Below are 22,421 nucleotides of genomic sequence, written 5' to 3'. Positions count from 1 at the left end.
TAATGGAATTGTTCGCGAGTTTCGATTTTTTCCTCGACGCGCTGCTGGCAAGCCTGGCTTTGTCGGTGCTCGGCCCGTTGGCAATGCGCGCCAGGATCAGCCTGCGCTATGTACTGGCATTTTTCAGCATACTGACTTCAGCGCTGGTTTTCTGGGATCGCCCGTTGCAGGCGGTCATTGTGCTCGTCGTGCAGTCCGCCGCGTTATGGCTGTGCCGGCGAGGCTACATCGCAACCCGGGTAGCCGTTGTCCTCACCATGCTGCCCTTGCTGCTGGTCAAGACGCACGCACTGACTTTCCTGGGGATGATAGGTCTGTCTTTCGTCACATTCAGGGCCGTCGACGTGCTGCTGTTTGCCCACAAAAACGAAACCATTCATCCGCTGGACTATGTCACCTATCTGTTTTTCCCTCTGACTCTGCTGGCCGGCCCCATGTACCGCTGGCGCAATTTTCAGGCCGATCTGCAGAAAGGATTCGGCCAGATCAATATGGGCCACTGGAGAGCCGGCTTCGAAACCACGCTCCTGGGCATCGTGCAGAAGTTCGCCATCGCCCACCTGATCTGGCTTTATGGCCTGAATGTCGTTTCCCCGCACGATTATTCCCTGCGTGGAGTCGTGCTCAATGCAGTGCTGTACAGCGCCTATCTGTATTTTGATTTTGCCGGCTATTCGAACATGGCCGCAGGCATAGGGAAAATGTTCGGTGTAAACCTGCCGTCGAACTTCAACAACCCGATCCTGAGCAAAAACCCCCAGGATTTCTGGCGGCGCTGGCATATCAGCCTTTCGGAATGGTTGCGCGATGTGGTTTTCATGCCCATTTACAAAGCCTTGTCGAAAGACTCCTTTTTTTCGCAGCACCGCTTCGCGGCGCAGAACATAGGCATCTTTGCCACACTGTTCTGCATGGGAATATGGAACGGCCTGCAACTGCACTACATCGTCAGCGGCATGATGTTCGGTACCTACTCGGTCGTGCATAATCGGCTGGTATTTGCCGCAAAACAGCGCCCGGCGCTCCAGCAATGGCTTTCAAGCCGGCCGGCGCAATGGGGCGGACGTGTTCTTACCCTGGCATTTGCCATGCTCGCCCTGTATGTCTTCAGCGGTCGCAGCCCTATTTGAGAGGTTCCCATGCATTTGGATCTGCGTACCATGCAATTCGCCGACGCCGCCCATAATGCGGACCGTCTCGCCGTGGCCGGCAGCGATCGCAGCCTGAGCTGGGCCGAACTCCAGGCTGAAGTCGCGCTGTGGGTCCAGCAGGCTCGCGACCTGGGCATACAAAAAGATATGCCCGTTGTACTTGGGGGCCACAAGCAGGCCGGCTTCTTTGTCGCCATGACCGCATGCCTGACGCTGGGCGCGCCTTTTGTTCCCGTCGATACCATCTATCCCGACGAACGCCGCCGGAAAATCGTCGACATCGTCGGCGCTTCACTGGTCTACCAGGCCACGACGGGCACGTTTATGCCCACTGGCAACAGCCCGACTGCCCTGCCGGAAAAAGATCTTGCCTATATCCTGTTTACCTCGGGAAGCACGGGCGAGCCCAAGGGGGTGCAGATTGGCCGTGAAAGCGTCAGGCTGCTGGGCGACTGGATGCAATCCCGCTTCAATCTGGGGCCCGCTCCGGTTTTCATGAACCAGGCGCCTTTCAGCTTCGACCTGTCGATGTTCGAAGTCTTCGATACCTTGGCCAGCGGCGGCAGTTGCATACTTAATTCACGCGAGCAAATCCAGGACGGCCCGGCCTATCTTGCTCGTCTGGCCGAGCATCACGTGACATGCTGGGTGTCCACCCCTTCTTTTGCTCACCAGCAGCTATTGAATAAAAACTTCTCGGGCGAATTTCTACCCTCGCTGGACACTTTTTTATTTTGCGGCGAAGTGCTTCCGGTCGCTCTGGGCAAGCGTCTGAAACAGCGGTTTCCGGCCGCCAAAATCCTCAACACTTACGGCCCGACCGAAGCAACCGTCGCCACCACATCCATAGAAATCGACCAGGCCACGCTGGATGCGCATGCCGTGTTGCCGGTGGGTTATGCCAAGCCCGATTGCGAAATCCTGATCCAGGATGGCGAAATCTGCATCGTCGGCGATCATGTGATGCGCGGCTATCTGAATCGCCCCGATCTGAACGCGGAAAAACTGTTTGTGCATGGCGACGGCCGGCGCGGCTTCAAAACCGGCGATCTGGGGCAGATAGACGAAACGGGCCTGCTGTGGTGCAACGGTCGCCGCGACGATCAGGTCAAGCTCAACGGCTATCGAATCGAGCTATCCGAGATTTCATTGGCGCTGCAAGCGCTCGACACGGTCAAGGCGGCTATTTGCCTGGCATTGCGGCGCCCCGACCATACGGTGGTGCGTTTACTGGGCTTTGTGGAACTGGAATCGTCTGGCAAGCAAAACTCGATCGCGGAATGGTCGCCATTCCCGGCCGGGCAGTGGAAACCTCAGTTGGAACAATGCCTGCCGCCATACATGCTGCCATCCGAAATTCTGACCGTGACCTCGTTTCCGATGTCGGTCAATCACAAGATCGACGGCAAGGCCTTATTGCAGGGTTATCTGGCGAAATAAGGCCCGCCCGCGTAGCGTCCCCTACCGCATATTCCCCGTATGCCCCAGGGAATACCGGCCCGGTTGCGGCCATACGGTCAAGCCGTGCGGTTCGGTGCCAACCGGAATGATCTTCACCGCGCCGGTATTGGTATCGATGGCATAAACCACATTGTCGAAACGGCCGGATATCCACAAATATTTACCATCGGCGCTCACATTGCCCATGTCCGGACTGCCGCCGCCGGGGATCGGCCAGGTGGCCACAACCTTGCGCGTGGCGAAATCGAGCACTGAGATGCTGCCCGGCCCCTTGGCTTTGCCGTGAATCTTGTTGGAACCGCGGTTCGTAATATAGAGCTTGGAACCATCGCGGCTTGGGTAAAGCCCATGAGTGCCCACACCCGTCTTGATGAAGCCGATCTTCTGGAAGCTCGCACCGTCAATCACGTAAACACCGTCGGCCATCATGTCGGCCACATAGAATATCTTGCCGTCCGGAGAGCTGCGTATGTCCTGGGGCATGCCGCCCTTGGCCAGCTTCAGATAACCCATCACTTTGTGTTCGACCATGTCTATCTTGACCAGGCCTCCATCGAACTCGCAAGTGAAGATCGCAAATCGGCCGTCTATGGAGTAGTCGGCATGATTGATGCCGCCGCACCCGGGCGTCGCAATCGAGAACTGCAGCTTCATCGTATGCGGATCCCGGAAATCAAGCCGCTTGAGCGCCTCGGCCACGACAATCGCGGACTTTCCGTCGGGAGTGAAGTACATATTGTAAGGATCGTCCACAGGCAGCGCCTTGCCGGGCTTGCCCGTGTCGGGATCGATCGGCGTGAGGCTGCCGTGGGCCGTACCTTCGGCGTTATTGGCCACCCATAAGGTCTTGAGATCCCAGGCGGGAACCACATGCTGAGGATTGGCACCCACCCTGAAACGCCCCACCACCTTGAAAGTCGCCGGGTCGATCACATACACATCGTTCGATTTCACGTTGGGCACGTACACCCGCGCCAGCGCATCCTTGACCACAGGACTGAGCTTGCCGGCCGTAGTCTCGCTGTACAGGTTTTCGGGATTGACGACAGGCGGCATGCCCTCCACTGTTTTGATCGCTTGATCGCTGGCCGTCGTGCCGGAGTCGGCCACGGCAGCTTTCTGTGCCGCGGCAGGCGGCTCGGCCGGAGTGGGCTCCTTGTCCGCCGCGGGATCGGCGGCCGGCGCCGCCGCTGTGCCGGCTGAAGAGGCATTATGAAGCGCCATCGCATCGCCCGACGAGTGCCCGGGCATCGCCGGCATCGACTCTGTTGCGGCGGCCGCCGGCCCGGAGGCTTGTCCGGAATCGGCCGCAATGGCAGTCGCGGCATAAATACCACCCAGCGTCAGGCTGAAGGATAAGGCGGTTCGAATAAATTGACGCTTGGCGTGTCTCATTATGGCAATTCCACAAACGTTATGATGAATATATTGAAGCGGCCGATAGCCCGCCCGGAAGCTTTGCATCAGGCCCCCGAAAACACAAACGGAAATACATGCTCATTGCCTCGCGGTATCCTTGCGAATCGCGGCAATGGTCCGGGCCACAATGGCATCGACCCCCAGACGCCCCAGGTCCGCGCTGGAGCGGCGGGGATCTCCGCCGTAAACGCCATCGGCGGCTCCCGGTTTCGGCCCGCCGCGCATGCTGTCCTGACGCACCATCTGCGGCGCCACCGCCATAAGCAGCGAGGTATCCGCCAGGCCCGCATGTGTCCCGATCTCGTCATTGCGGTAGCCATGTTCACGCAGTATCTGGGCAAACCCCTGGGAGCTTGCCTGATAGTACTCCGGAGGCGCAAAGGCACGCGCCGGCAGCTTTGCCCAGGCCTTGTTCAAACGGGCTACCGCGCGATTCACGTCGTTCTGGTAGCCGCCATGATCGCCCAGAAAGACGATAGTGCGAAAACCGTGGACCCTGAAACTGTTGGCGGCGGACTCCAGGGTTTTTTCAAACACATCGTCCGGAATGGTAATCGTGCCGGGAAAGCGCATATGCGAAGTCGGCGGGTTGTATCCGCCTTCAGGCACATAAGCGATGACCGGGGCGACAAGGGCATTGCCCAGCCCCAGCGCAATCTTCTGCGACAAGGCCAGCGCGCGGGCATTGTGCTTGCCCAAGGCGACATAAGGCCCGCTCTGCTCGGTGCCGCCAATGGGAATGATGATGATGGTCTTGCCCGCCTGGATTTGGTCGCGCAACTCGGTCCAGGTCAGGTTTTCAAGCAGGACCGTCCGGGGAACCTGAGCGCAAGCCATCTGTATGCCGGCAAAGAAAAAAAGGCTTGCAAGGAACCGTTTCAGAACTAATGACATGGAAGTAGCCGGTCTTGGGATTTGACGAATCATACTGTAAAACGCCCGGAACCCTTTCAAAGGCTGCCCCGCCGGCGCATCGATCCCACGCACCGGCATCCGGGGCAATGCCAAATCCGGTTCTATGTAAGGGCTATCATGACGTTTTTCCGATAGGCGGGCCGCTGCGTCAAGCGCTGGTACCAGGCCTGCAGGTGCGGAAATTGCGGCCGCTCGATGGGCATCTCGAACCAGGAATACGCAAAACAACCGAGCGGAATGTCGCCCACGCCAAAAACATCGCCCGATAAAAAAGGAGTTTTGGACAGCGCGGCATCGACAATGCCGAATTGGCTGATGCAGGCCTGCAAGCCTTTCTCGGCCACGTCCTGCTTTCGCTGCTCGACAGGAAGCCGCACGGCATTCAGAAAAAGGTCGCGATACGGCGCGGCAAGGCTTGAGGTCGCCCAGTCCATCCATTGCTCCGCCCTGGCGCGCTGCGCCGGATCCTGCCCAAGCAAAGCCTCGGCTCCGTGCTTGGCGCAAAGATAGCGGACAATGGCATTGGACTCCCAGAGGACAAAGCCCTCATCCCTGATGCACGGCACCAGGCCGTTCGGATTCATGGCCCGATATTCGGGCGTGTCTACCACACCAAACGGGCCGCCCGCATTGATATGCTCGTAATCGATGCCCAACTCGTCGGCGCACCAAAGAACCTTCTTCACATTGGTGGAATTCTGCCGCCCCCAGATTGTCAACATGCCTGCTCCTTGTTCCTGTGTCGAATCGACGAATTGAAGTATACGTCCTGGCAGGCCCTATGGTGGCCTGCCATAACTAACTAGCCGACGTCCTGCGCCACTGCATGCGATTGGCCACGATCACAAAAATACCCACGACCAGGATGAACAGGGTTGCCAGTGCGTTCACCTCGGGGCGCAGGCCCAGGCGCACCCGCGAAAAAACTTCAAGCGGCAAGGTGGTATAGCCCGGTCCGGACAAGAACGACGAGATGACGACATCATCGAGCGACAAGGTAAACGACAGCAGCCAAGCGGCGGCCAGGGCGGGAGCGATCAAGGGGACGGTAATCACGAAAAACACCTTGAGCGGAGTGGCGCCCAGATCCAGGGCGGCCTCTTCCAGGGATCGATCCAGATCGCGTATGCGAGCCTGAATCACCACAGCCACGTAGGCCACGCACAAGGTGGTATGCCCCACCCAGATCGTAAACATGCCATTGCCGTCGGGCCAACCCAGCACTTTGCTCATTTCCACGAACATCAGCAACAGGGAAATCCCCAGCACGACCTCAGGGATGACCAGCGGAGCACTCAACATGCCTATATATAACGCAAAGCCCCGGAATCGCCCCATCCGCACCAACACATAGGCGGCCCAGGTCCCGATCACCATCGCCGCCGTGGCGGTCAGGGCCGCAATTTGCAAGGACAGCCACGCGGCGCTGAGCAAGGCTTGATCGCGGAACAGTTCGTGATACCACTTGAAGGAAAAACCCGACCACGACGTCATCAGCGACGATTCGTTGAAGGAAAAACCCATCAGGCACAATATAGGCACATACAGAAAGAGATAGCCTAGTGTCAGGGCCAGGGCGCGCCAGATGCGATTGGGCTGTATCATTGCTCTCCTCCGTGCCGCCCTTCAAGCTGCCGAACCTGGTTGTATTGGAACAGCGCCAAGGGCACCAGCAACAGCAGCACCATGACGCAGGTTACAGCGGACGCCATGGGCCAATCGGCATTGTTGAAAAATTCCGTCCACATGACCCGCCCCATCATGAGCGTATTGGCTCCCCCGAGCATCTCGGGGATCACATACTCACCCACCGCGGGGATGAACACCAGCATCGCACCGGCTATCACACCGGGTATCGACAGCGGCAGGGTTATGCGCAAAAAGGCCTGCCAGGGGCGCGCACCCAAATCGCAGGCGGCTTCCAGCAGGCGGTCGTCGAGCTTGACCAGGCAGGCATACAAGGGCAGGATGAAAAAAGGCAGATAGCCGTAGACCAGACCTATATAGACCGCCAGATCGGTGCGATAGATTTCAAGCGGCGCCTTGATCAAGTCCAGCCACAGCAATACCTTGTTGAGCAGGCCGTCATTGCGCAGGATCCCCACCCACGCGTAAACGCGCAGCAGCAGCGAAGTCCAGAACGGCAGTATGACCCCCAGCAACAGGACATTGCGCACGACGGGATCGGATCGGGCTATGTAATAGGCCATGGGATAGCCGATCAGGGCGCAGCAAAGCGTTGTGATCGCCGCAATCTTGACCGAACTCAAATAGGTCGCAATGTACAGGCTGTCGCTGAACAGCAATGCGTAGCCGCGCAAATGCAAGGCGATCGAAAAGGTTTGATCTTTCAGCTCGGCCAATGCCGTATAAGGCGGAATCCCGAACTTGAGATCCGCAAAGCTGATTTTTAAAACCAGCACAAACGGCAGAAGCAGAAACAGCAGCAACCAGACAAAAGGCGGGACAATCGCCAGCGAACGCGTCGACCACCATGTTCTGTGCGGCAACAGGCTTTTCATGCCGGCAACACCGTTGCGCTATCGCTGGCCCAGTTGACGAACACTTCGTCATCGATGCCTGGCGCATCCGCCTGCGCCAGCATCATGCTGGGCACGCTCGCATTGATCACCATGCCGGAATCGAGGCGGATCTGGTACAGCGCGTAGCTGCCCAGCCAGGCCACATGGCTTACCATGCCATGCCCCCAATTGGACTCCGCTTCGGGCTGTTCGCGCAGCACACGTATCTGTTCCGGGCGTATCGATACATGCACTTCCATGCCCAGGGGTTCGCTGATGCCGTGGCTGACATAGAGAGGACGCATCAGCTCGGCGCTTTCAATCAGCACGTGATCGGGCTCGTCGACCACGATGGTGCCGCTGAACAAATTGGTCGAACCAATAAAGCCGGCCACAAAGCGCGAATTGGGAAAAGCATATACATCGTGCGGCGTACCGCACTGCACGATCTGCCCTTCGGTCATGACCGCCAGCCGGCTGGCCATGGTCATGGCCTCTTCCTGATCGTGCGTTACGAGAATGCAGGTCACGCCCACCTGATCGAGGATCTTGACCAGTTCGATCTGGGTTTTCTGGCGTATCTGCTTGTCCAGCGCCGACATGGGTTCGTCAAGCAGGAGCAGTTTGGGACGCTTGACCAGGCTGCGCGCCAAGGCCACCCGCTGCTGCTGGCCTCCCGACAGCTGGTGCGGCTTGCGGCGTGAAAAACCGGCCATCTGCACCAGGTCCAGCACCTCGAAAACGCGTTCGTGTATTTCGTTTTTGGGCACCCCTTCCTGCTTCAAGCCGAACGCAACATTGGCTTCCACCGTCATGTGCGGAAACAGGGCATAAGACTGGAACATCATATTGACCGGCCGCCGGTATGGCGGAAGATCGGTGATGTCCTCGCCATCCAGGTAAATCCGCCCCGAAGTAACGGCCTCGAAGCCCGCCAGCATGCGCAGCAAGGTCGACTTGCCGCAACCCGAACTACCCAGCAGGGCAAACAGCTCATTGCGCCGCACGGACAAATCCACCGACTTCACGGCCACTGTATCGCCGTATATCTTGACCAGATCGCTCACCCGGACGAATTCATCCGGATCGGGCGACCAGGCTTGCGGCCCCACGCGGCTATCGACCATGGCGTTTAGCGTCCCGACTTGAGTTCGGCCCACATGCGCGTTTGCAAGCGCTGAATTGCCAAGGGCTGGGGCTTGATGACGAACAAGGTCTTGGCCACCTCGGGAGGCGGGTAGATCATGGGATTATCGGCAACTTCCTTGAGCACATATTTGCGCGCCTCTTTGTTGGCATTGGGATAAAACATGGTATTGGTGATGGCGGCATGAACCTGCGGAGTTTCAATGTAATTGATGAACGCCAGCGCTTCGGCAACATGGGGAGCATCCTTGGGGATGGCCATGGTGTCGAACCACGCAGGGGCGCCGCCATTGGGAATGTAGTAGTTGATGTCGTAGGTTTTCTTGGCTTCCTGGGCGCGGTGGCGGGCAATCATGACATCGCCCGAATAACCATAAACCATGCACAAATCGCCGCCTGCCAGTTCGTCGATATAGCCTGAAGAGCTGAACTGCCGGATATAAGGGCGTATTTTCTTGAGCAGATCGAGCGCAGCCTTGTAATCTGCCGGCTGGCTGCTGTTGGGATCCTTGCCCAGATAGTGCAGTACCGCGGGAAACACCTGAGCCGCCTCGTCGAGCATGGAAATACCACAGGCCTTCAGCTTTGCGGCGTTTTCCGGTTTGAACAGCATATCCCAGCTGCCCAGCGGCGCATTGGCGCCCATGATCTCCTTGACTTTGGTCACGTTGTAACCCAGGCCATTGGTGCCATAACCCCAAGGTACCAGATATTGATTGCCCGGATCGACCGTGGCAACCAGTGCCATGATGTCGGGATCCAGGTACTTCAGGTTGGGCATCTTCGATTTGTCGAGCTTCTGGAAAATCCCCCCTTCAATCTGGCGCGCGGCGTAATGCGTTGAAGGTACCACCACGTCATAGCCCGATTTGCCGGTCAGCAATTTAGCCTGCAGCGTATCGTTGCTGTCGTAGACGTCGTAGCGCGCCTTGATGCCCGTGGCCTTTTCAAATCCCGAAATCGTGTCCGGCGCCGTATATTCCGCCCAGTTATACACATTGACAACTTTTTCCTGGGCCCAGGACGAGCTGGCCAGGACGGCAACGGCCGCACCCATTATCAATCGCGGCATCAGACAGAACTTCATCGCAGGCGCCCTCCGGCTACAAAACAAAGTACGAAAAAACGTGATGATAAAGCCTTTTTGGGCTCGAAAGTCGGTTTTAAATACACGGAATGCCCTGGCAAACCCGTATATCCTCGCACAATGCCGTCCGATAAGTTTCCCAGCCGCCCGACGCCGCATATTTTTCATGCCTGCGGAATAAAGCCGCTACCCGGTCCGTATACCCAGGAGTAAGCTCACCATCAATCCACCCCACCCTCTGGAGAATCCACAATGAAGAAACTACTGATCATTTCAGCATTTGTCCTGGCCGGTTGCAGCACTTTCGGCAGCGCCAGCGCCAACGAACCGGTCAGCAAGAACGGCATGCTGCTCGACAAGGCAGGCATGACTCTCTACACTTTCGACAAGGATACCGCCAATAGCGGCAAAAGCGCTTGCAACGGGCCTTGCGCCGCCAATTGGCCGCCTCTGGCAGCCGACAAGAATGCCAGCGCCAAGGGCGAATACACGGTCATTACCCGCGACGACGGCACCAAGCAGTGGGCTCACGAAGGCAAGCCGCTCTACCACTACAAATCGGACCAGAAACCCGGCGACCGCACTGGCGACAATTTCAAAAACATGTGGCATGCTGCCAAAGACTGATACCTGAACGGCCATGAGGGCTCAACCGCCCATCAATGATGAAAGCGCGCAGATGGTGGCATGCCTGCCCCGTCTGCGCCGCTATGCGCGCGCCCTGGTTGGCGAGCGCAGCGGCGCGGACGACCTGGTGCAGGATACCTGTGAACGCGCCTGGGCCCGGCTTCATACCTGGCGGCAAGGCAGCGACATGCGCGCATGGCTATTCGGCATCATGCACAATCTGCATGTGGATCAGCGGCGCAAGCCGGGATTGGCCACGACGCCCATCGACGATACGGGTTTCGAAGCATCGACCCGGGCAACCCAGGCCGATGCGCTCGAAATCCGCGATCTTGAAACGGCGCTCGCGCAGTTGCCCGTCGAACAACGCGAGGTACTGTTGCTGATTGCATTGGAAGACATGTCGTACGAGGAAGTGGCGCGCACGCTGGGGATTCCGTCAGGAACCGTCATGTCGCGCTTGTCGCGGGGAAGAGAAAAGCTGCGTGCGCAGATGCAAGGGCGCCCTCAGGTCAATTCGTTGAAGGTGGTGAAATGAAACCCCTAGTGGTGACTGAATCCGATTTGCAGGCTTATGCAGATGGTGTGCTGCCGGAATCGCGTCACGCCGACATCGAGAGCTACCTGGCGACCCGTCGCGACGAAGCCGAACGCATACAGGCTTACCGCGAGCAGAAACTGGCCATCAAATCGCTTTACAGCCAAGTGCTGGACGAACCAATTCCCGAACGCCTGCATCGGGCTGCCGTCACGCCCCCCGGATTTGCCCGTCAAGCGGCCGGGCCGTGGCGCCTGCGGCCCGCATCCCTTTCGCGCATTGCTGCTGGTTTCGTGCTTGTCTTTGTCGGAGCCGCCGCGGGCTGGGTCGGGCGAGGATCCATCGAACCAGCCCAACTCCATGCCCAGGCGGGCGATGCCGCGTCATCTCAGGTAGCGGAAATGACAGGCCTGGCACGCCGGGCCGCCATGGCGCATCTGGTCTACAGCCCCGAGGTGCTGCATCCGGTGGAAGTCGGATCGGCCCAAAAAGATCATCTGGTCAAGTGGCTGTCCAAACGGCTGGGTTCTCCCCTGCACCCTCCCAAGCTCGACGCGCTGGGATACGATCTGATGGGCGGGCGACTGCTGCCGGGCTCCCACGGGCCGGTCGCGCAATTCATGTACCAGGACACCTCCGGCCGCCGATTGACACTCTATGTCTCCACCGAAAACACCGACAACAAAAACACCGGCTTTCGCTTTGCCCAGGAAGGCCCGGTCAATGTCTTTTACTGGATAGACGGCAAGTTCGGCTACGCGCTCTCGGCCGGTATCGATAAAAGCAAGCTGGTGGCTATAGCCACCGCCGTCTACGAGCAACTGGAGCCCGGTTAGAAGGCAGTGGCTGGTTCAAGCCGTGTGCCCGGGTGCCTCGTATTCAGCTCTAGGAAAAATGAACCGAAATACTGCCCAGGGGCCCATAGTCGGCATGAATGGTGTCGCCTTTGGCGACAGCCACGGTACGGGTGAACGATCCCGCCAGCAGAATATGCCCCGCCTCCAGTGTGGTGCCATAGGCACCCAATTTATTCGCCAGCCATACTATCCCCATTGCCGGATGGCCCAGCACAGCGGCCGATACGCCCGACTCTTCAATAACCGCATTTTTGTATAAAAGCGCGGCCACCCAGCGCAAATCGACATCGAGCGGCCGCACGGTCCGCCCTCCCAGGACAACACCGGCCGAGGCGGCATTGTCTGCAATATTATCGACAATTCTTCGTGGGTACCGGCTGCGTCCATCGATCAGCTCAAGAGCCGGCTGCACATAGTCGGTGGCGCTCAGCACGTCGAAAAGAGTCACTCCAGGCCCTTTCAATGCCTTGCCCAGGACAAACGCAAGCTCCACCTCGACACGGGGAACAATAAAACGATCGGCGCAAATGGTATCGCCGTCGTGATGGAACATATCGTCCAGCAAATGCCCATAATCGGGTTCGTCAATTCCCACGGTGGCTTGCATGGCTTTGGAAGTCAGGCCGATTTTATGGCCGCGCAATTTGGCGCCCGCCGCCATTTTGACGGCAATCGTTTCGCGTTGTATTGCGTACGAATCGGAGATCTCAATGCCAGGAAAGGTTTTGTCCAACTGCGTTATCGGCTTCGCCTCGCGCTCAGCCTCGATCAACTGGCGGGCGGCTTCTGTGATATCGGCATCGCTAAGCATGATTCCACCTATTGTTCGTCAGCCACCACATTCGACAATACCCCCAAGCCGGGAACCTCGACCTCCACGACATCGCCCGCCTTCAGGAATCTGGGGGGATCGAAGCGGACCCCCGCCCCGATAGGCGTCCCGGTGGAAATGATGTCGCCCGGCCGCAGTGTGGTCCAGGTCGAGATGTAATGTATCAGGAAGCCAAATGAAAACATCAGATTGGCCGTGGTGTCGCGCTGACGTTCTTCGCCATTGACGCGCGTAATGACCTCCAGATCGTCATAACGCTCGAACTCATCTGCCGTTGCCAGCCAAGGGCCCATGGCGCCGCTCGCATCGAAATTCTTCCCTTGGGTCACATTGAATTTGCCGTGCCTGACCCAATCGCGGACAGTCCCTTCATTGAGGCACATCAAGCCGGCAATATGGCTCTCGGCGTCTGCCAACGCTATGCGGCGGCCGGGCTTGCCTATGACCAGGGCGATCTCGCCTTCATAATCGAGCTGTTCCGATTCGGGCGGCCGCATCAGCGCATTGCCGTGCCCCACAAAAGACCCCGGAAACCTTGGAAACACGCTGGGATACTTGGGTGCCGCGGAACCGTCTTTGTATTCTTCATTGCGATGGCTATAGTTGACACCCACGCAAATAATCTTCTCGGGACTCGGAATGGGCGGCAACAACTTCACCTCACTCAAGGAGAATTCGGGCTTGGCCTTGTCAGCAATACCCGGCACAAGCTTGAGCCCATCGCCAGCCAGTGCGTCGCGCAAGGAGAAAACCCCCGGCCCAAGCCTGTCGGTCAGGTCGATAATACTGTCGTCCCGCACTACGCCAAAACGCCGCCTGCCTTGTGCTTCATACGAAATGAGTTTCATGAATCGAATCCAAACAATGCGGCAGGGTTATCGACCAGGATTTTCTTGAGTACCGCGGCATCCGGCGCATAACGATAAAGCAGTTCAAGCAGATCGCCTTCGTTCGGAGGCTGCTTGACCGATACCGGATGCGGCCAATCGCTGCCCCATATGACGCGATCGGGCGCCGCGCCGATACAGGCACGCGCCACCGGCACTACGTCGTCCCAGGGGAATCCCTGCCTGGAGAGCTTCTCGCTCAAGGACAGCATGACCCAAAAATTGCCGCGTCCCAGCAATTCGACCAGTTTGCGCAAGCTTGCGTCTTGCGCCCCCTTGGACGGGTCGGCCCGCCCCATATGGTCAATGATCACCGGGATGTCCAGCGATTCGAACAGGGAAACCTGATCCATGATGCCACCGGGTTCAGGCTGAAACTTTGCATACCAGCCCAGTTCCCTGACGCGTCCGATGGCGCGATCGAAATCGGCTGCGGACATGGTGATGCCCAGCCCCTGCCGGCTGAAACGCGCGCCGCGCACCCCGGCCCGGTGCAGAGTATCCAGGTAGGCGTCATCCCGCTCCAGCAAGACCGCCGCGTTGGCGCACCCCCGATAATTCGGCCCCGCCGTGGCCAGGCCGTCCAACACAATCTGGTGGTCCGCGCCATAGGTCGTAGCCTGCACGATGACCCCGCGCTCTATCCCCAGTGTCTTGTGCAGCCGCAACGCCACCTCGATGGTCGCCGTAGGCATCTCATAAGCGGCACCGGGGCGGATTGGATATTTTTCCCGCGGCCCGAAGACATGGAACTGGCTGTCGCAGCTGTGGGGCGGCGGCAGCGGGCTGGGCGTTTTGGGATGAGGGTTGAAGGGTAGGTATTCTGGCATGCCGCTCTCTCAATCAATGACCGCAATAAAATCGCATTCAATAAGCTTCCCGCCATCGAGGCTGGCCTGCATGGTGTGGCGGGCGGGCCGGGCCGCGGGGTCCGGAAACATCGCCAGCCATACCGTATTCAACGCCGCGCGCTGCGAGCGATCATTCATCCATACCGTCATTTTGACGATATGGCCGGTCGTTCCTCCACCGGCCTCGACGATGCGCCGTACATGGGCGAACATCAGCTCGCACTGGGCTTCCAGGGAAGGCCCGTACGCTCCGGTCGCAGGGTCGGTGCCTTGAATACTGCCGGAATAAAGCATTTGTCCGATTCGGCAGGCGGCCGGAATGGGATTCTTGTGGCTGAACCCCTGGGCATACACGCTGGTTCTCTTCATGATGACTCGCTCCATCCTTAAGCTTGAAAATCAATTGGCCCTGATATGCGCACGCTTGATGATGGGAGTCCACCGGGCGTCTTCGCTGGCGAGATAATCGGTGAATTCCCGAGGCGTGGCAGCACGCGCTTCGGCGCCGAGCCCATCAAATTTATCTATGACATCTTGCTGCCCGAGTATCTTGTGCAGGGCCGCGCTGAGGCGATCCACAACGTCCTTGGGAGTTCCCTTGGGAGCCAGCAGGCCGGTGAAGGTCGTTGCCACCATGTCTTTGACACCGGCTTCGGCGAAAGTGGGGACATTGGGCAGGGACTTTACCCGTTTGTCGGTCGTGACGGCCAGCGGGCGCAGCTTGCCCTGCTTGATGAACGGCAAGGCGACTGAAATCTGATCGAAATCGAAATCCACCTGGCCGCCGAGCAGATCGGTCATTGCCGGCGCATTGCCTTTGTACTGCACGGTAGTCCAGTGCGCTCCGGTGACCGACTGCAGCAGCTCGCTGACCAGATGATTGCTCGTGCCGGCGCCTGGCGCCGCCATATTCAATTTACCCGGCTCCTTTTTAGCCAGCGCAATCAAATCGGCCACCGTCTTGACAGGCAGGGAGGGACGCACCTGCAAGACCATAGGTGTATACGACACGGAACTGATAGGCTCGAAACTCTTTTTCCATTGATAAGGAGTGCGGCCGAAAATAAGCGGGCTGTAAAGCAAAGGTCCATTTGCGGCCATGAACAAGGTGTATCCATCGGGCGCCGAGCGCGCCACATATTCACCGGCAATCATGCCGCCCGCCCCTGGCTTGTTTTCCACAATAAAAGGCTGGCCAAACGCCTCTTGCAAACCTGGCGCAATAATTCTGGCAGCCACATCGACATTGCCACCCGGTGGATATGGCACGACGATCTTGACTGGTTGGCTTGGCCATTGTCCGGCGTTGGCGTTGATGCCATACGTCAATGCCAACGACATCATCAGCAATGCAAATTTTTTCATGCCTGTCTCCTTCATGCCTGTCTCCTTATTGTGTTGTGCTGCGAATCACGATAGCAATGGGCATCTGTCACGACAACAATCATTTCGAAAAAAAGTCCGATATTTGGACTAATATTCAAAACAAAAATAAAATAAGAACATAAAACCTATGATTTATTTGAGAATCGTATTTTCAGCCAAATTAAGTTCGTCACAATGTGGACATTAAAATAACTCCGTCAAACAGGCTATCCACGGGACGGGAATCAGCCACCGTTTTCAAGGGCACCTTCAATGCAAATACGCTCGACAGACATCAATCCCGAACAAACCTACAAGCTCCTGACAGGAATCGTGGTGCCGCGCCCCATTGCCTGGGTAAGTACGCGCTCGACCGCCGGGCTGATCAACCTGGCGCCATTCAGCTGCTATACCATCGTTTCCAACAAGCCACCGATGATAGGCATCAACATCGGCCGCAAAGCTGGGGTCCGCAAAGACACCTCGCGCCACATTCACGAAACCGGCGAGTTTGTCGTCAACATCGGCGACGACACGCTGATTGACGCCATTCATCAAAGCGCAGTGGAACATCCGCCGGAAATCAGCGAGGCGGCCCTGCTGGGCCTGGAACTGATAAAAGGCCAGGCGATTGCGGTGCCGCGCCTGGCTATCGCACCTATCAGCATGGAGTGCCGCCTGCATTCGGTTACGCCGTTCGGCGACACGGGTGCCGAATTCCATGTTGGTGAAATCATGCTTTTTCACGTGCGTGACGACTTGCTGCATAACGGCAAAATCGATACGGCTCAATTGCGGCCTGTCGCGCGCCTGGCCGGCCCCAATTACGCCACACTGGGAGAAATCATATCCATGCAGCCCATAGCTCAAACACCCAAGTCCATCATCGGCTCCAAAGTCGAGCCGCAATGATCAAGTCCGTCGACGACAAGGACACCACGCATGGTGCGCAGACCGTGCGCCGCGCCATGGCTATTTTGCGCTTGCTGGCCTGCGGGCAGGAGCGCGGCGTAAGGCTGACCGACATCGTGCAGATGTCCGGTCTGAACCGCCCCACGGTGCACCGCATCCTGAAGGCCTTGATAGAAGAAGGCGCGGTCGAACAGCATTCCGATACGCGGCACTATCTTATCGGGCCTGAACTGACGCTATTGGGAATAGCCAGAACCAAGCGATTCCCTTTGCTGACGATTGCCGACACCTATCTGAACAAACTGGCGGAACAGGTGGGCGATACGGTATTTTTAAGCGTGCGCCATGGCCACGATTCGATTTGCATAGGTCGTAAAACCGGCGATCATCCGATACAGGTGCTATCGATCGAAGTCGGCGTGCGCCGGCCGCTCGGAGTCGGCGTGTCGGGAGTGGCGCTGCTTTCGTGCCTGACCCAGGAGGAAAGCGAAGCCATCGTGCACGAGAATGCCCGCCGCCTGGCCGTGCATCATCTGGACCCGCAAGAATTGCTGGAGCGTATTCGAACTGCCCGTGCAACGGACTATGCTTACGCCGCTGCCGGTGTCATGGCAGGTACCAGCGCCCTGGCGATTCCGGTGCGGGCCAAAAGCGGCGAGCCTCTAGCCGCGGTAACCATTACGGCGATGGCCGAGCGGCTCAACCCGCAACGCCTGCCAGTCGTGCTGGGCATGATGCAGGAACAGGCGCGCTTGATAGCGCGGCACCATGCCGAAGTAAACCATTAGCGCATTCTTTCAAATGTTTACGGGGCTGGACGTGTTTCAGTGACTTTTGTTTTGAGCTGTTTTTAGGCTTGATCTGTGGCTTTGGGCTGGGTTGGCTGGGTTGGCTGGGTGTAGTTCTATAAAGACGCCGCAGGGTGGGCGGTGCTGTGTAGTCCGGCACGTCTAGCGGTCGGCTAGCTGCGCTAGCCGACTGCCCGGGTCTGCCTCGTCCAGGCGGGCGTCGGGCGAACTCGCCCGGCCTCGCGAGGCCGGGCTCAGACAGCGCCCGCCGAAAGCCCCCGCCTTCCCTTCGTCAGCACCCGGCGCTGGACTACCGCCGGACTACACAGCACCGCCCACCCTGCGGCTCGCGTTGAGGCAATGCATAGAGAGCAGCGTTAGGGTCATGCATCGAGGTATACGTTGGGGCTGTGGGCATTTAGTCAATCGAGTCATCAATCTCGGTAGATGTGGCCACGTGATAAAGGTACGGGTGCACGCACGTTACCGGTTTTATTGATGCAGGCCCATTAACAGTAGGTGCAAGCAGGTAAATTCCGGGCATCCCGTGATGCAATTCCAGGCATGCCCTAACGCGAGCCGTCTATCGGGGCTTGGGGTCAGGGCCGGCGTAAGGCGTGCGCCGGATGCTACCGTAGGGAAGGCGGGGGCCTTCGGCGGGCGCTGTCTGAGCCCAGCCTCGCGAGGCTGGGCGAGTTCGCCCGACGCCCGCCTGGACGAGGTAGATCCGGATCAAGCACGCCGTGCCGGCCCTGACCCCAAGCCCCGATAGACGGCGTCTTCAAATACCAAACCGTAAATACCAAAGCGACCAAAACATCGAATCCCGTAAACACATTGATCAAACAGCACACAAGGCAAGCCACCTCTCCGATAATCCGCGGCGCTCAGCAGCCTTTGATTAGAACTTACCGATCCAATCCGCATAGGCGTCGATAAAACGCTGCAGGTAGACATTGCCATCCTTGCTTGGCACACCCGCCTCGTCGAACAGCAAATGCGCCTGGCTCAAATACGTTTCGGGCTGCCCCATGCAATACACATTCAGGCAGGCCAGCGACTGGCGCAAGTGATGGCTGGCGCCGAATCCGCCCTGCAAAGAGGGCGAAGCGCTGAGGATCGCGCCAGGCTTTTTATTCCAGACGCTATGGCCGGATGGCCTGGATCCGATATCTACGGCATTTTTCATGGCAGCGGGCATCGAACGATTATGCTCAGGCGTGACAAAAATGATGCCGTCGGCATCCAGGATTTTCTGGCGAAATTCGGTATAAGGAGCCGAAGGCGGTTCCAGATCGAAATCCTGGTTGTAGAGCGCCAACCCACCTATCTCGACTATTTCGAGTGTCAGCGACGGAGGCGCCAGCCGGATCAGGGCCTGCGCCGCTTTGCGATTGAGGGAATCCCGACGCAGGCTGCCTACGATGACGGCTATGTGTTTACTCATGATGACAAATTCCTTTCCAAGTAACAGGCGTTGTTGTTGCGGGCAAGTTTATCCGCATTCAGGCCAACGCCGGGTAATCATTCAATACCGGGCCATGGCAGCGGCGGCGGCATCAGGCGCGGCCCGGAAAGGCCCGCCACATTCCCGTACCGCTCGCCGCCGCGTTCCCAGTCGTGCTGCGCTCTGGCTATTTCAACTTTGTCGTGCCCGACAAAATTCCACCAGATCAGGATTTCTTCGTTCAAGGGCTCGCCACCCACCATCAAAACGCGCCCGCCGCGCGACATGCTGAACTCGACGCTGCTGCGTCCGATGCCCAGATACGCCAATTCGTTCAAGCCTATGGCTTCCGTGCCGACTTGCAGCGAACCTTCAAGCGGCAGCATGGCGTATTCGAAATCCGGCCTCAATGGCAATGTCAGGGAAGCCGGCTCCGAAGCCAATAGCTCGACTCCCAGCAAAGGAGAAAAGGTGCGCGCCGGCGCCGTATGCCCGTTGAACTCGCCAACAAGCAGAGTGCAGGCCACGCTTTGCTCGGTCCAGCTGGGCAAATGGGGATAGTGATCAAAAGCCGGGGCGATCTGGCTGTGTTCAGCAGGCAGGGCAATCCAGAGCTGGGCGGCATGCAAACGAGCCTGCCCAGGCAAGGATTGCTCGGCATGCGCAATGCCGCGGCCGGCCGTCATGAGATTCACCTGGCCCGGACGTATGACCTGGCTGTTGCCCAGACTATCGGTGTGCAAGACCTCGCCTTCTATCATCCAGGTGAAGGTCTGCAGGCCGATATGGGGATGCGGCCCCACCTGCATGCCAGGCTCGCCTTTCGCAAAATCGGCAGGGCCGGCGTGATCCAGAAAGCACCACGCGCCCACCAGGCGGCGCTGTCGCGACGGCAGCGCCCGGGCAACCGGAATGCCGCCTACATCGGCAATGCGCGCGCCGATCCGCTGCAGTGCCTGGAAATTTCCATTGGTCGATGCTGTTTGCGATACGGCTGCAATACTGGGGTCGGGCTTGCTCATTGCTTACTCCAATTGAGGTTCCGGCGGCCGGGGCGCATAAAAAATCCCAGATACCGTACAAGGCTATCTGGGATTCTACTCTGGGCGACTCGACAGGGGCCTGATCGTCCAGAGCCTAACGAATTACCGCGCGCTGCTTACTGCCCTTCCAAAAAGCTCTTGAGCTTGTCGGCCCGACTGGGGTGACGCAATTTGCGCAGAGCCTTGGCTTCTATCTGACGGATACGTTCGCGAGTCACGTCGAACTGCTTGCCGACTTCTTCCAGGGTCTGGTCGGTGCTCATTTCAATGCCGAAGCGCATGCGCAGGACCTTGGCTTCGCGTGGAGTAAGCGAATCGAGGACCTCCTTGACGACGTCGCGCATGGAACCATGCAAGGCAAACTCGGACGGAGACAGAGTGCCCGTATCTTCAATGAAATCGCCCAGATGCGAATCGTCGTCATCGCCTATGGGGGTTTCCATGGAGATAGGCTCTTTGGCGATCTTGAGGATCTTGCGCACCTTGTCTTCAGGCATATCCATTTTTTGCGCCAGCGTAGCGGGATCGGGCTCGGCGCCGGTTTCCTGCAGAATCTGGCGATTGATGCGGTTCATTTTATTGATCGTTTCGATCATGTGAACCGGAATCCGGATCGTGCGGGCCTGATCGGCAATGGAGCGCGTGATGGCCTGGCGTATCCACCATGTCGCATAGGTGGAAAACTTGTAGCCGCGACGGTATTCGAATTTATCAACCGCCTTCATAAGGCCGATATTGCCCTCCTGGATCAGATCCAGGAACTGCAGACCGCGATTGGTATATTTCTTGGCAATGGAAATTACCAGACGCAAGTTGGCCTCGGTCATTTCGCGCTTGGCTTTGCGTGCCTTGGCCTCGCCGGTAGCCATGCGTTTGTTGACGTCCTTCAGATCTTTCAGGGGCAGCACGACGCTGACCTGCAAATCGATAAGCTTTTGCTGCAGCTCCTGTACCGCCGGGATATGACGTTCGAGCGTTTCGGAATACGCATGGTTGGCGGCCACCTCGGCCAGCACCCAGTCGAGATTGGTTTCGTTGCCGGGAAAGGCCTTGATGAAATAGGCGCGCGGCATGCCGGCGCGATCGACGCAGGTATGCAGCACGGCGCGTTCGAGCTTGCGCACTTCGGCAACCTGATCGCGCAGCGTATCGGCAAGCCTTTCGACCATTTTCGCCGTAAAGCGTATGCCGATCAGTTCGCTCAGGATCGCTTCCTGGGCCTGGATATAGGAATGCGCTTCGTAGCCTTCTTTTTCGAAGGCCCTGCGCATTTTTTCGAACCAGTCGGCAATCACCTCGAATTTTTTAAGCGACTTCACGCGCAAGTCTTCAAGCTGCTTGCTGCTCATGCCGCCCGCCGGGCCGTCTTCGTTCTCGTCGCTTTCCACCGTGACGCCCGCACCCGCGTATTCTTCGCCTTCCTGGTCGATCAGGCCATCGACGATTTCATCGATTTGCGCCGTACCTTCACGCACGCGCTGAATGTGATTGAGGATTTCGTTGACCGTGGTCGGGCACGCGGCAATCGCCATGACCATGTGCTTGAGGCCATCTTCAATGCGCTTGGCGATCTCGATTTCGCCTTCGCGAGTCAGCAATTCGACCGTACCCATTTCACGCATGTACATGCGCACCGGATCGGTCGTGCGACCGAAATCGGAATCCACGGTCGTCAGCGCGGCTTCGGCTTCGTCTTCGACATCGTCGTCGTTGGAGGCCACTGGAGCATTGTCGCTCAGGAGCAGCGTTTCAGCATCGGGAGCCTGGTCGTAAACCGAAATCCCCATGTCGCTGAATGTGCTGATAATGCCATCGATGGCCTCGGCATCGACCAGGTCGTCGGGCAGGTGATCGTTGATCTCGCCATAAGTCAGGTAGCCGCGGTCTTTGCCCAGCTTGATCAGGACCTTGAGCCGGTTGCGGCGAGCCTCCTGCTCTTCGGGCGTCATCTGATTGCGCGCAGGCGCATCCTTGTCGGCCTTGGCACGTTTTCCACCGCGCTTGGGCAAGGGTTTGAGATCGGGAATGACTTCGGCCTCGCCTTCAACGTCGTCGTCGCCGAAATCGGGCGCATCGTTGTTGGCATTCTTTGCGGGGCGACCGGGGCGGCGTCCGCTGGGAATCGGGCGAGCAGCGGCAGCTTTGGGCGCTTTTTCGGTTTTTCCGGACTCACCGGCCCCTGCCGCTTTTTTAGCAGCCGCTTTTTTTACCGCTTCCTGTTTGGCAGGTGCTTTTTTCACTGCGGCTTTGGTATCGACAGCCGTATCGGCCTTAGCGGCCCCCTTTACCTTGACTGCAGCCTTGTCGACACTTTTGGTCGCAGCGGCAGTTCTAGTTTTTTTTGCGGCGTTTTTCTCAGCCGCCAAAGAGGTTTTACCAGTAGCTTGGGTCATAGTCGCTTCCGTAGGCGCAAACGCACTCGGTTAGTCAAAATGCCAACCGAATGTTGCAGGGCAGAACTTACTTATCACAGAGACTCGGCATAAAGAGCAGAATTCGGATGTTGAACGCGAAGCCCGTAATTTGGAATTCCTTGACACTATGGTTGCAAGGCACGGGGGAGCTTCGAATTC

22 protein-coding genes are annotated in these 22,421 nt (G+C 58.2%); 7 read left to right on the top strand and 15 right to left on the bottom strand.

What is annotated here, in order from left to right; genetic code table 11:
• Positions 1-2 precede the first annotated feature (2 nt).
• Together ACYVIS_RS12705 and ACYVIS_RS12700 are read left to right on the top strand one after the other, a co-directional pair.
• Positions 3-1,130, top strand: a complete 1,128-nt coding sequence (locus ACYVIS_RS12705) for an MBOAT family O-acyltransferase (protein WP_232743426.1) — start codon at positions 3-5, stop codon at positions 1,128-1,130.
• 9 nt (positions 1,131-1,139) lie between these two features.
• Positions 1,140-2,591 carry a D-alanine--poly(phosphoribitol) ligase gene (locus ACYVIS_RS12700; protein ID WP_460874120.1) on the top strand — a complete coding sequence of 484 codons (1,452 nt, stop codon included), beginning with the start codon at positions 1,140-1,142 and terminating at the stop codon, positions 2,589-2,591.
• Positions 2,592-2,612: 21 nt separating this feature from the next.
• Here the strand turns inward: ACYVIS_RS12700 and ACYVIS_RS12695 are convergent, their stop codons facing one another.
• The 7 genes from ACYVIS_RS12695 to ACYVIS_RS12665 all read right to left on the bottom strand — a co-directional run bounded on the left by ACYVIS_RS12695 (position 2,613) and on the right by ACYVIS_RS12665 (position 9,686).
• Positions 2,613-4,007: a YVTN family beta-propeller repeat protein gene (locus ACYVIS_RS12695; RefSeq protein ID WP_460874119.1), complete on the bottom strand. Its 1,395-nt coding sequence runs from the start codon at positions 4,005-4,007 to the stop codon at positions 2,613-2,615.
• 102 nt (positions 4,008-4,109) lie between these two features.
• Complete coding sequence (locus ACYVIS_RS12690; protein ID WP_460874118.1) at positions 4,110-4,925, bottom strand: creatininase family protein; 816 nt, start codon at positions 4,923-4,925, stop codon at positions 4,110-4,112.
• A gap of 122 nt (positions 4,926-5,047) precedes the next feature.
• Positions 5,048-5,668 (bottom strand): glutathione S-transferase family protein, encoded by a 621-nt coding sequence (locus ACYVIS_RS12685; RefSeq protein ID WP_460874117.1) that lies wholly within the window; start codon positions 5,666-5,668, stop codon positions 5,048-5,050.
• A 76-nt stretch (positions 5,669-5,744) separates the two neighbouring features.
• Positions 5,745-6,551, bottom strand: a complete 807-nt coding sequence (locus tag ACYVIS_RS12680; protein WP_232743433.1) for an ABC transporter permease subunit — start codon at positions 6,549-6,551, stop codon at positions 5,745-5,747.
• Positions 6,548-7,468: an ABC transporter permease subunit gene (locus ACYVIS_RS12675; RefSeq protein WP_460874116.1), complete on the bottom strand. Its 921-nt coding sequence runs from the start codon at positions 7,466-7,468 to the stop codon at positions 6,548-6,550. Before ACYVIS_RS12675 ends, ACYVIS_RS12680 begins: the two co-directional genes overlap by 4 nt.
• On the bottom strand, positions 7,465-8,595 hold the full coding sequence (locus tag ACYVIS_RS12670) for an ABC transporter ATP-binding protein (RefSeq protein WP_232743435.1): 1,131 nt from the start codon (positions 8,593-8,595) through the stop codon (positions 7,465-7,467). The genes ACYVIS_RS12675 and ACYVIS_RS12670 overlap by 4 nt, the downstream gene beginning before the upstream one ends.
• A 5-nt stretch (positions 8,596-8,600) precedes the next feature.
• Positions 8,601-9,686, bottom strand: coding sequence for a polyamine ABC transporter substrate-binding protein (locus ACYVIS_RS12665; RefSeq protein ID WP_370635947.1), 1,086 nt, complete (start codon positions 9,684-9,686; stop codon positions 8,601-8,603).
• 267 nt (positions 9,687-9,953) lie between these two features.
• Here ACYVIS_RS12665 and ACYVIS_RS12660 point away from each other — a divergent pair, with 267 nt between their 5' ends.
• Genes ACYVIS_RS12660 through ACYVIS_RS12650 form a run of 3 tightly spaced genes read left to right on the top strand, consistent with a single transcriptional unit; the run spans position 9,954 to position 11,702 of the window.
• Positions 9,954-10,328 (top strand): COG4315 family predicted lipoprotein, encoded by a 375-nt coding sequence (locus ACYVIS_RS12660; protein ID WP_232743437.1) that lies wholly within the window; start codon positions 9,954-9,956, stop codon positions 10,326-10,328.
• 13 nt (positions 10,329-10,341) lie between these two features.
• On the top strand, positions 10,342-10,866 hold the full coding sequence (locus ACYVIS_RS12655; RefSeq protein ID WP_460874115.1) for an RNA polymerase sigma factor: 525 nt from the start codon (positions 10,342-10,344) through the stop codon (positions 10,864-10,866).
• Positions 10,863-11,702, top strand: a complete 840-nt coding sequence (locus ACYVIS_RS12650; protein WP_232743439.1) for an anti-sigma factor family protein — start codon at positions 10,863-10,865, stop codon at positions 11,700-11,702. Before ACYVIS_RS12655 ends, ACYVIS_RS12650 begins: the two co-directional genes overlap by 4 nt.
• A 49-nt stretch (positions 11,703-11,751) precedes the next feature.
• Here the strand turns inward: ACYVIS_RS12650 and hpaH are convergent, their stop codons facing one another.
• From hpaH to ACYVIS_RS12625, 5 genes are read right to left on the bottom strand one after another with little or no spacing between them, the layout of a single operon-like run.
• The gene (gene hpaH, locus ACYVIS_RS12645) at positions 11,752-12,534 is read right to left on the bottom strand and encodes a 2-oxo-hept-4-ene-1,7-dioate hydratase (protein WP_460874114.1); all 783 of its coding nucleotides are present in this window, start codon (positions 12,532-12,534) and stop codon (positions 11,752-11,754) included.
• 8 nt (positions 12,535-12,542) lie between these two features.
• Positions 12,543-13,403 (bottom strand): fumarylacetoacetate hydrolase family protein, encoded by an 861-nt coding sequence (locus ACYVIS_RS12640; RefSeq protein WP_460874113.1) that lies wholly within the window; start codon positions 13,401-13,403, stop codon positions 12,543-12,545.
• Positions 13,400-14,272, bottom strand: a complete 873-nt coding sequence (locus ACYVIS_RS12635) for an amidohydrolase family protein (RefSeq protein WP_460874112.1) — start codon at positions 14,270-14,272, stop codon at positions 13,400-13,402. The genes ACYVIS_RS12640 and ACYVIS_RS12635 overlap by 4 nt, the downstream gene beginning before the upstream one ends.
• Before the next feature lie 9 nt (positions 14,273-14,281).
• Complete coding sequence (locus ACYVIS_RS12630; protein WP_460874111.1) at positions 14,282-14,662, bottom strand: RidA family protein; 381 nt, start codon at positions 14,660-14,662, stop codon at positions 14,282-14,284.
• Positions 14,663-14,692: 30 nt separating this feature from the next.
• Positions 14,693-15,637 (bottom strand): Bug family tripartite tricarboxylate transporter substrate binding protein, encoded by a 945-nt coding sequence (locus ACYVIS_RS12625; protein ID WP_460874136.1) that lies wholly within the window; start codon positions 15,635-15,637, stop codon positions 14,693-14,695.
• A gap of 294 nt (positions 15,638-15,931) precedes the next feature.
• Between ACYVIS_RS12625 and ACYVIS_RS12620 the strand changes: the two genes are divergently transcribed.
• The gene (locus ACYVIS_RS12620) at positions 15,932-16,570 is read left to right on the top strand and encodes a flavin reductase family protein (protein WP_460874110.1); all 639 of its coding nucleotides are present in this window, start codon (positions 15,932-15,934) and stop codon (positions 16,568-16,570) included.
• The gene (locus ACYVIS_RS12615; RefSeq protein ID WP_460874109.1) at positions 16,567-17,358 is read left to right on the top strand and encodes an IclR family transcriptional regulator; all 792 of its coding nucleotides are present in this window, start codon (positions 16,567-16,569) and stop codon (positions 17,356-17,358) included. The genes ACYVIS_RS12620 and ACYVIS_RS12615 overlap by 4 nt, the downstream gene beginning before the upstream one ends.
• A gap of 901 nt (positions 17,359-18,259) precedes the next feature.
• Here the strand turns inward: ACYVIS_RS12615 and ACYVIS_RS12610 are convergent.
• The 3 genes from ACYVIS_RS12610 to rpoD all read right to left on the bottom strand — a co-directional run bounded on the left by ACYVIS_RS12610 (position 18,260) and on the right by rpoD (position 22,241).
• Positions 18,260-18,805, bottom strand: a complete 546-nt coding sequence (locus tag ACYVIS_RS12610; RefSeq protein ID WP_232743447.1) for an NADPH-dependent FMN reductase — start codon at positions 18,803-18,805, stop codon at positions 18,260-18,262.
• A gap of 77 nt (positions 18,806-18,882) precedes the next feature.
• On the bottom strand, positions 18,883-19,827 hold the full coding sequence (locus tag ACYVIS_RS12605; protein WP_460874108.1) for a pirin family protein: 945 nt from the start codon (positions 19,825-19,827) through the stop codon (positions 18,883-18,885).
• Between the two features lie 137 nt (positions 19,828-19,964).
• On the bottom strand, positions 19,965-22,241 hold the full coding sequence (gene rpoD / locus ACYVIS_RS12600) for an RNA polymerase sigma factor RpoD (RefSeq protein WP_232743449.1): 2,277 nt from the start codon (positions 22,239-22,241) through the stop codon (positions 19,965-19,967).
• Positions 22,242-22,421 lie beyond the last annotated feature (180 nt).

The organism is Paralcaligenes ginsengisoli, assembly GCF_054781135.1.
This window is presented reverse-complemented; position numbering and strand designations above follow the sequence as displayed.

Bases quoted from the DNA above. Each gene is read 5' to 3' on its own strand.
- ACYVIS_RS12655 (WP_460874115.1), top strand. From the start codon at position 10,342: ATGAGGGCTCAACCGCCCATCAATGATGAAAGCGCGCAGATGGTGGCA.
- ACYVIS_RS12620 (WP_460874110.1), top strand. From the start codon at position 15,932: ATGCAAATACGCTCGACAGACATCAATCCCGAACAAACCTACAAGCTC.
- ACYVIS_RS12690 (WP_460874118.1), bottom strand. From the start codon at position 4,925: ATGTCATTAGTTCTGAAACGGTTCCTTGCAAGCCTTTTTTTCTTTGCC.
- ACYVIS_RS12680 (WP_232743433.1), bottom strand. From the start codon at position 6,551: ATGATACAGCCCAATCGCATCTGGCGCGCCCTGGCCCTGACACTAGGC.
- ACYVIS_RS12650 (WP_232743439.1), top strand. From the start codon at position 10,863: ATGAAACCCCTAGTGGTGACTGAATCCGATTTGCAGGCTTATGCAGAT.
- ACYVIS_RS12665 (WP_370635947.1), bottom strand. From the start codon at position 9,686: ATGCCGCGATTGATAATGGGTGCGGCCGTTGCCGTCCTGGCCAGCTCG.
- ACYVIS_RS12660 (WP_232743437.1), top strand. From the start codon at position 9,954: ATGAAGAAACTACTGATCATTTCAGCATTTGTCCTGGCCGGTTGCAGC.
- hpaH (WP_460874114.1), bottom strand. From the start codon at position 12,534: ATGCTTAGCGATGCCGATATCACAGAAGCCGCCCGCCAGTTGATCGAG.
- ACYVIS_RS12670 (WP_232743435.1), bottom strand. From the start codon at position 8,595: ATGGTCGATAGCCGCGTGGGGCCGCAAGCCTGGTCGCCCGATCCGGAT.
- ACYVIS_RS12605 (WP_460874108.1), bottom strand. From the start codon at position 19,827: ATGAGCAAGCCCGACCCCAGTATTGCAGCCGTATCGCAAACAGCATCG.
- ACYVIS_RS12640 (WP_460874113.1), bottom strand. From the start codon at position 13,403: ATGAAACTCATTTCGTATGAAGCACAAGGCAGGCGGCGTTTTGGCGTA.
- ACYVIS_RS12700 (WP_460874120.1), top strand. From the start codon at position 1,140: ATGCATTTGGATCTGCGTACCATGCAATTCGCCGACGCCGCCCATAAT.
- ACYVIS_RS12705 (WP_232743426.1), top strand. From the start codon at position 3: ATGGAATTGTTCGCGAGTTTCGATTTTTTCCTCGACGCGCTGCTGGCA.
- ACYVIS_RS12695 (WP_460874119.1), bottom strand. From the start codon at position 4,007: ATGAGACACGCCAAGCGTCAATTTATTCGAACCGCCTTATCCTTCAGC.
- ACYVIS_RS12685 (WP_460874117.1), bottom strand. From the start codon at position 5,668: ATGTTGACAATCTGGGGGCGGCAGAATTCCACCAATGTGAAGAAGGTT.
- ACYVIS_RS12675 (WP_460874116.1), bottom strand. From the start codon at position 7,468: ATGAAAAGCCTGTTGCCGCACAGAACATGGTGGTCGACGCGTTCGCTG.
- ACYVIS_RS12625 (WP_460874136.1), bottom strand. From the start codon at position 15,637: ATGATGTCGTTGGCATTGACGTATGGCATCAACGCCAACGCCGGACAA.
- ACYVIS_RS12630 (WP_460874111.1), bottom strand. From the start codon at position 14,662: ATGAAGAGAACCAGCGTGTATGCCCAGGGGTTCAGCCACAAGAATCCC.
- ACYVIS_RS12615 (WP_460874109.1), top strand. From the start codon at position 16,567: ATGATCAAGTCCGTCGACGACAAGGACACCACGCATGGTGCGCAGACC.
- rpoD (WP_232743449.1), bottom strand. From the start codon at position 22,241: ATGACCCAAGCTACTGGTAAAACCTCTTTGGCGGCTGAGAAAAACGCC.
- ACYVIS_RS12610 (WP_232743447.1), bottom strand. From the start codon at position 18,805: ATGAGTAAACACATAGCCGTCATCGTAGGCAGCCTGCGTCGGGATTCC.
- ACYVIS_RS12635 (WP_460874112.1), bottom strand. From the start codon at position 14,272: ATGCCAGAATACCTACCCTTCAACCCTCATCCCAAAACGCCCAGCCCG.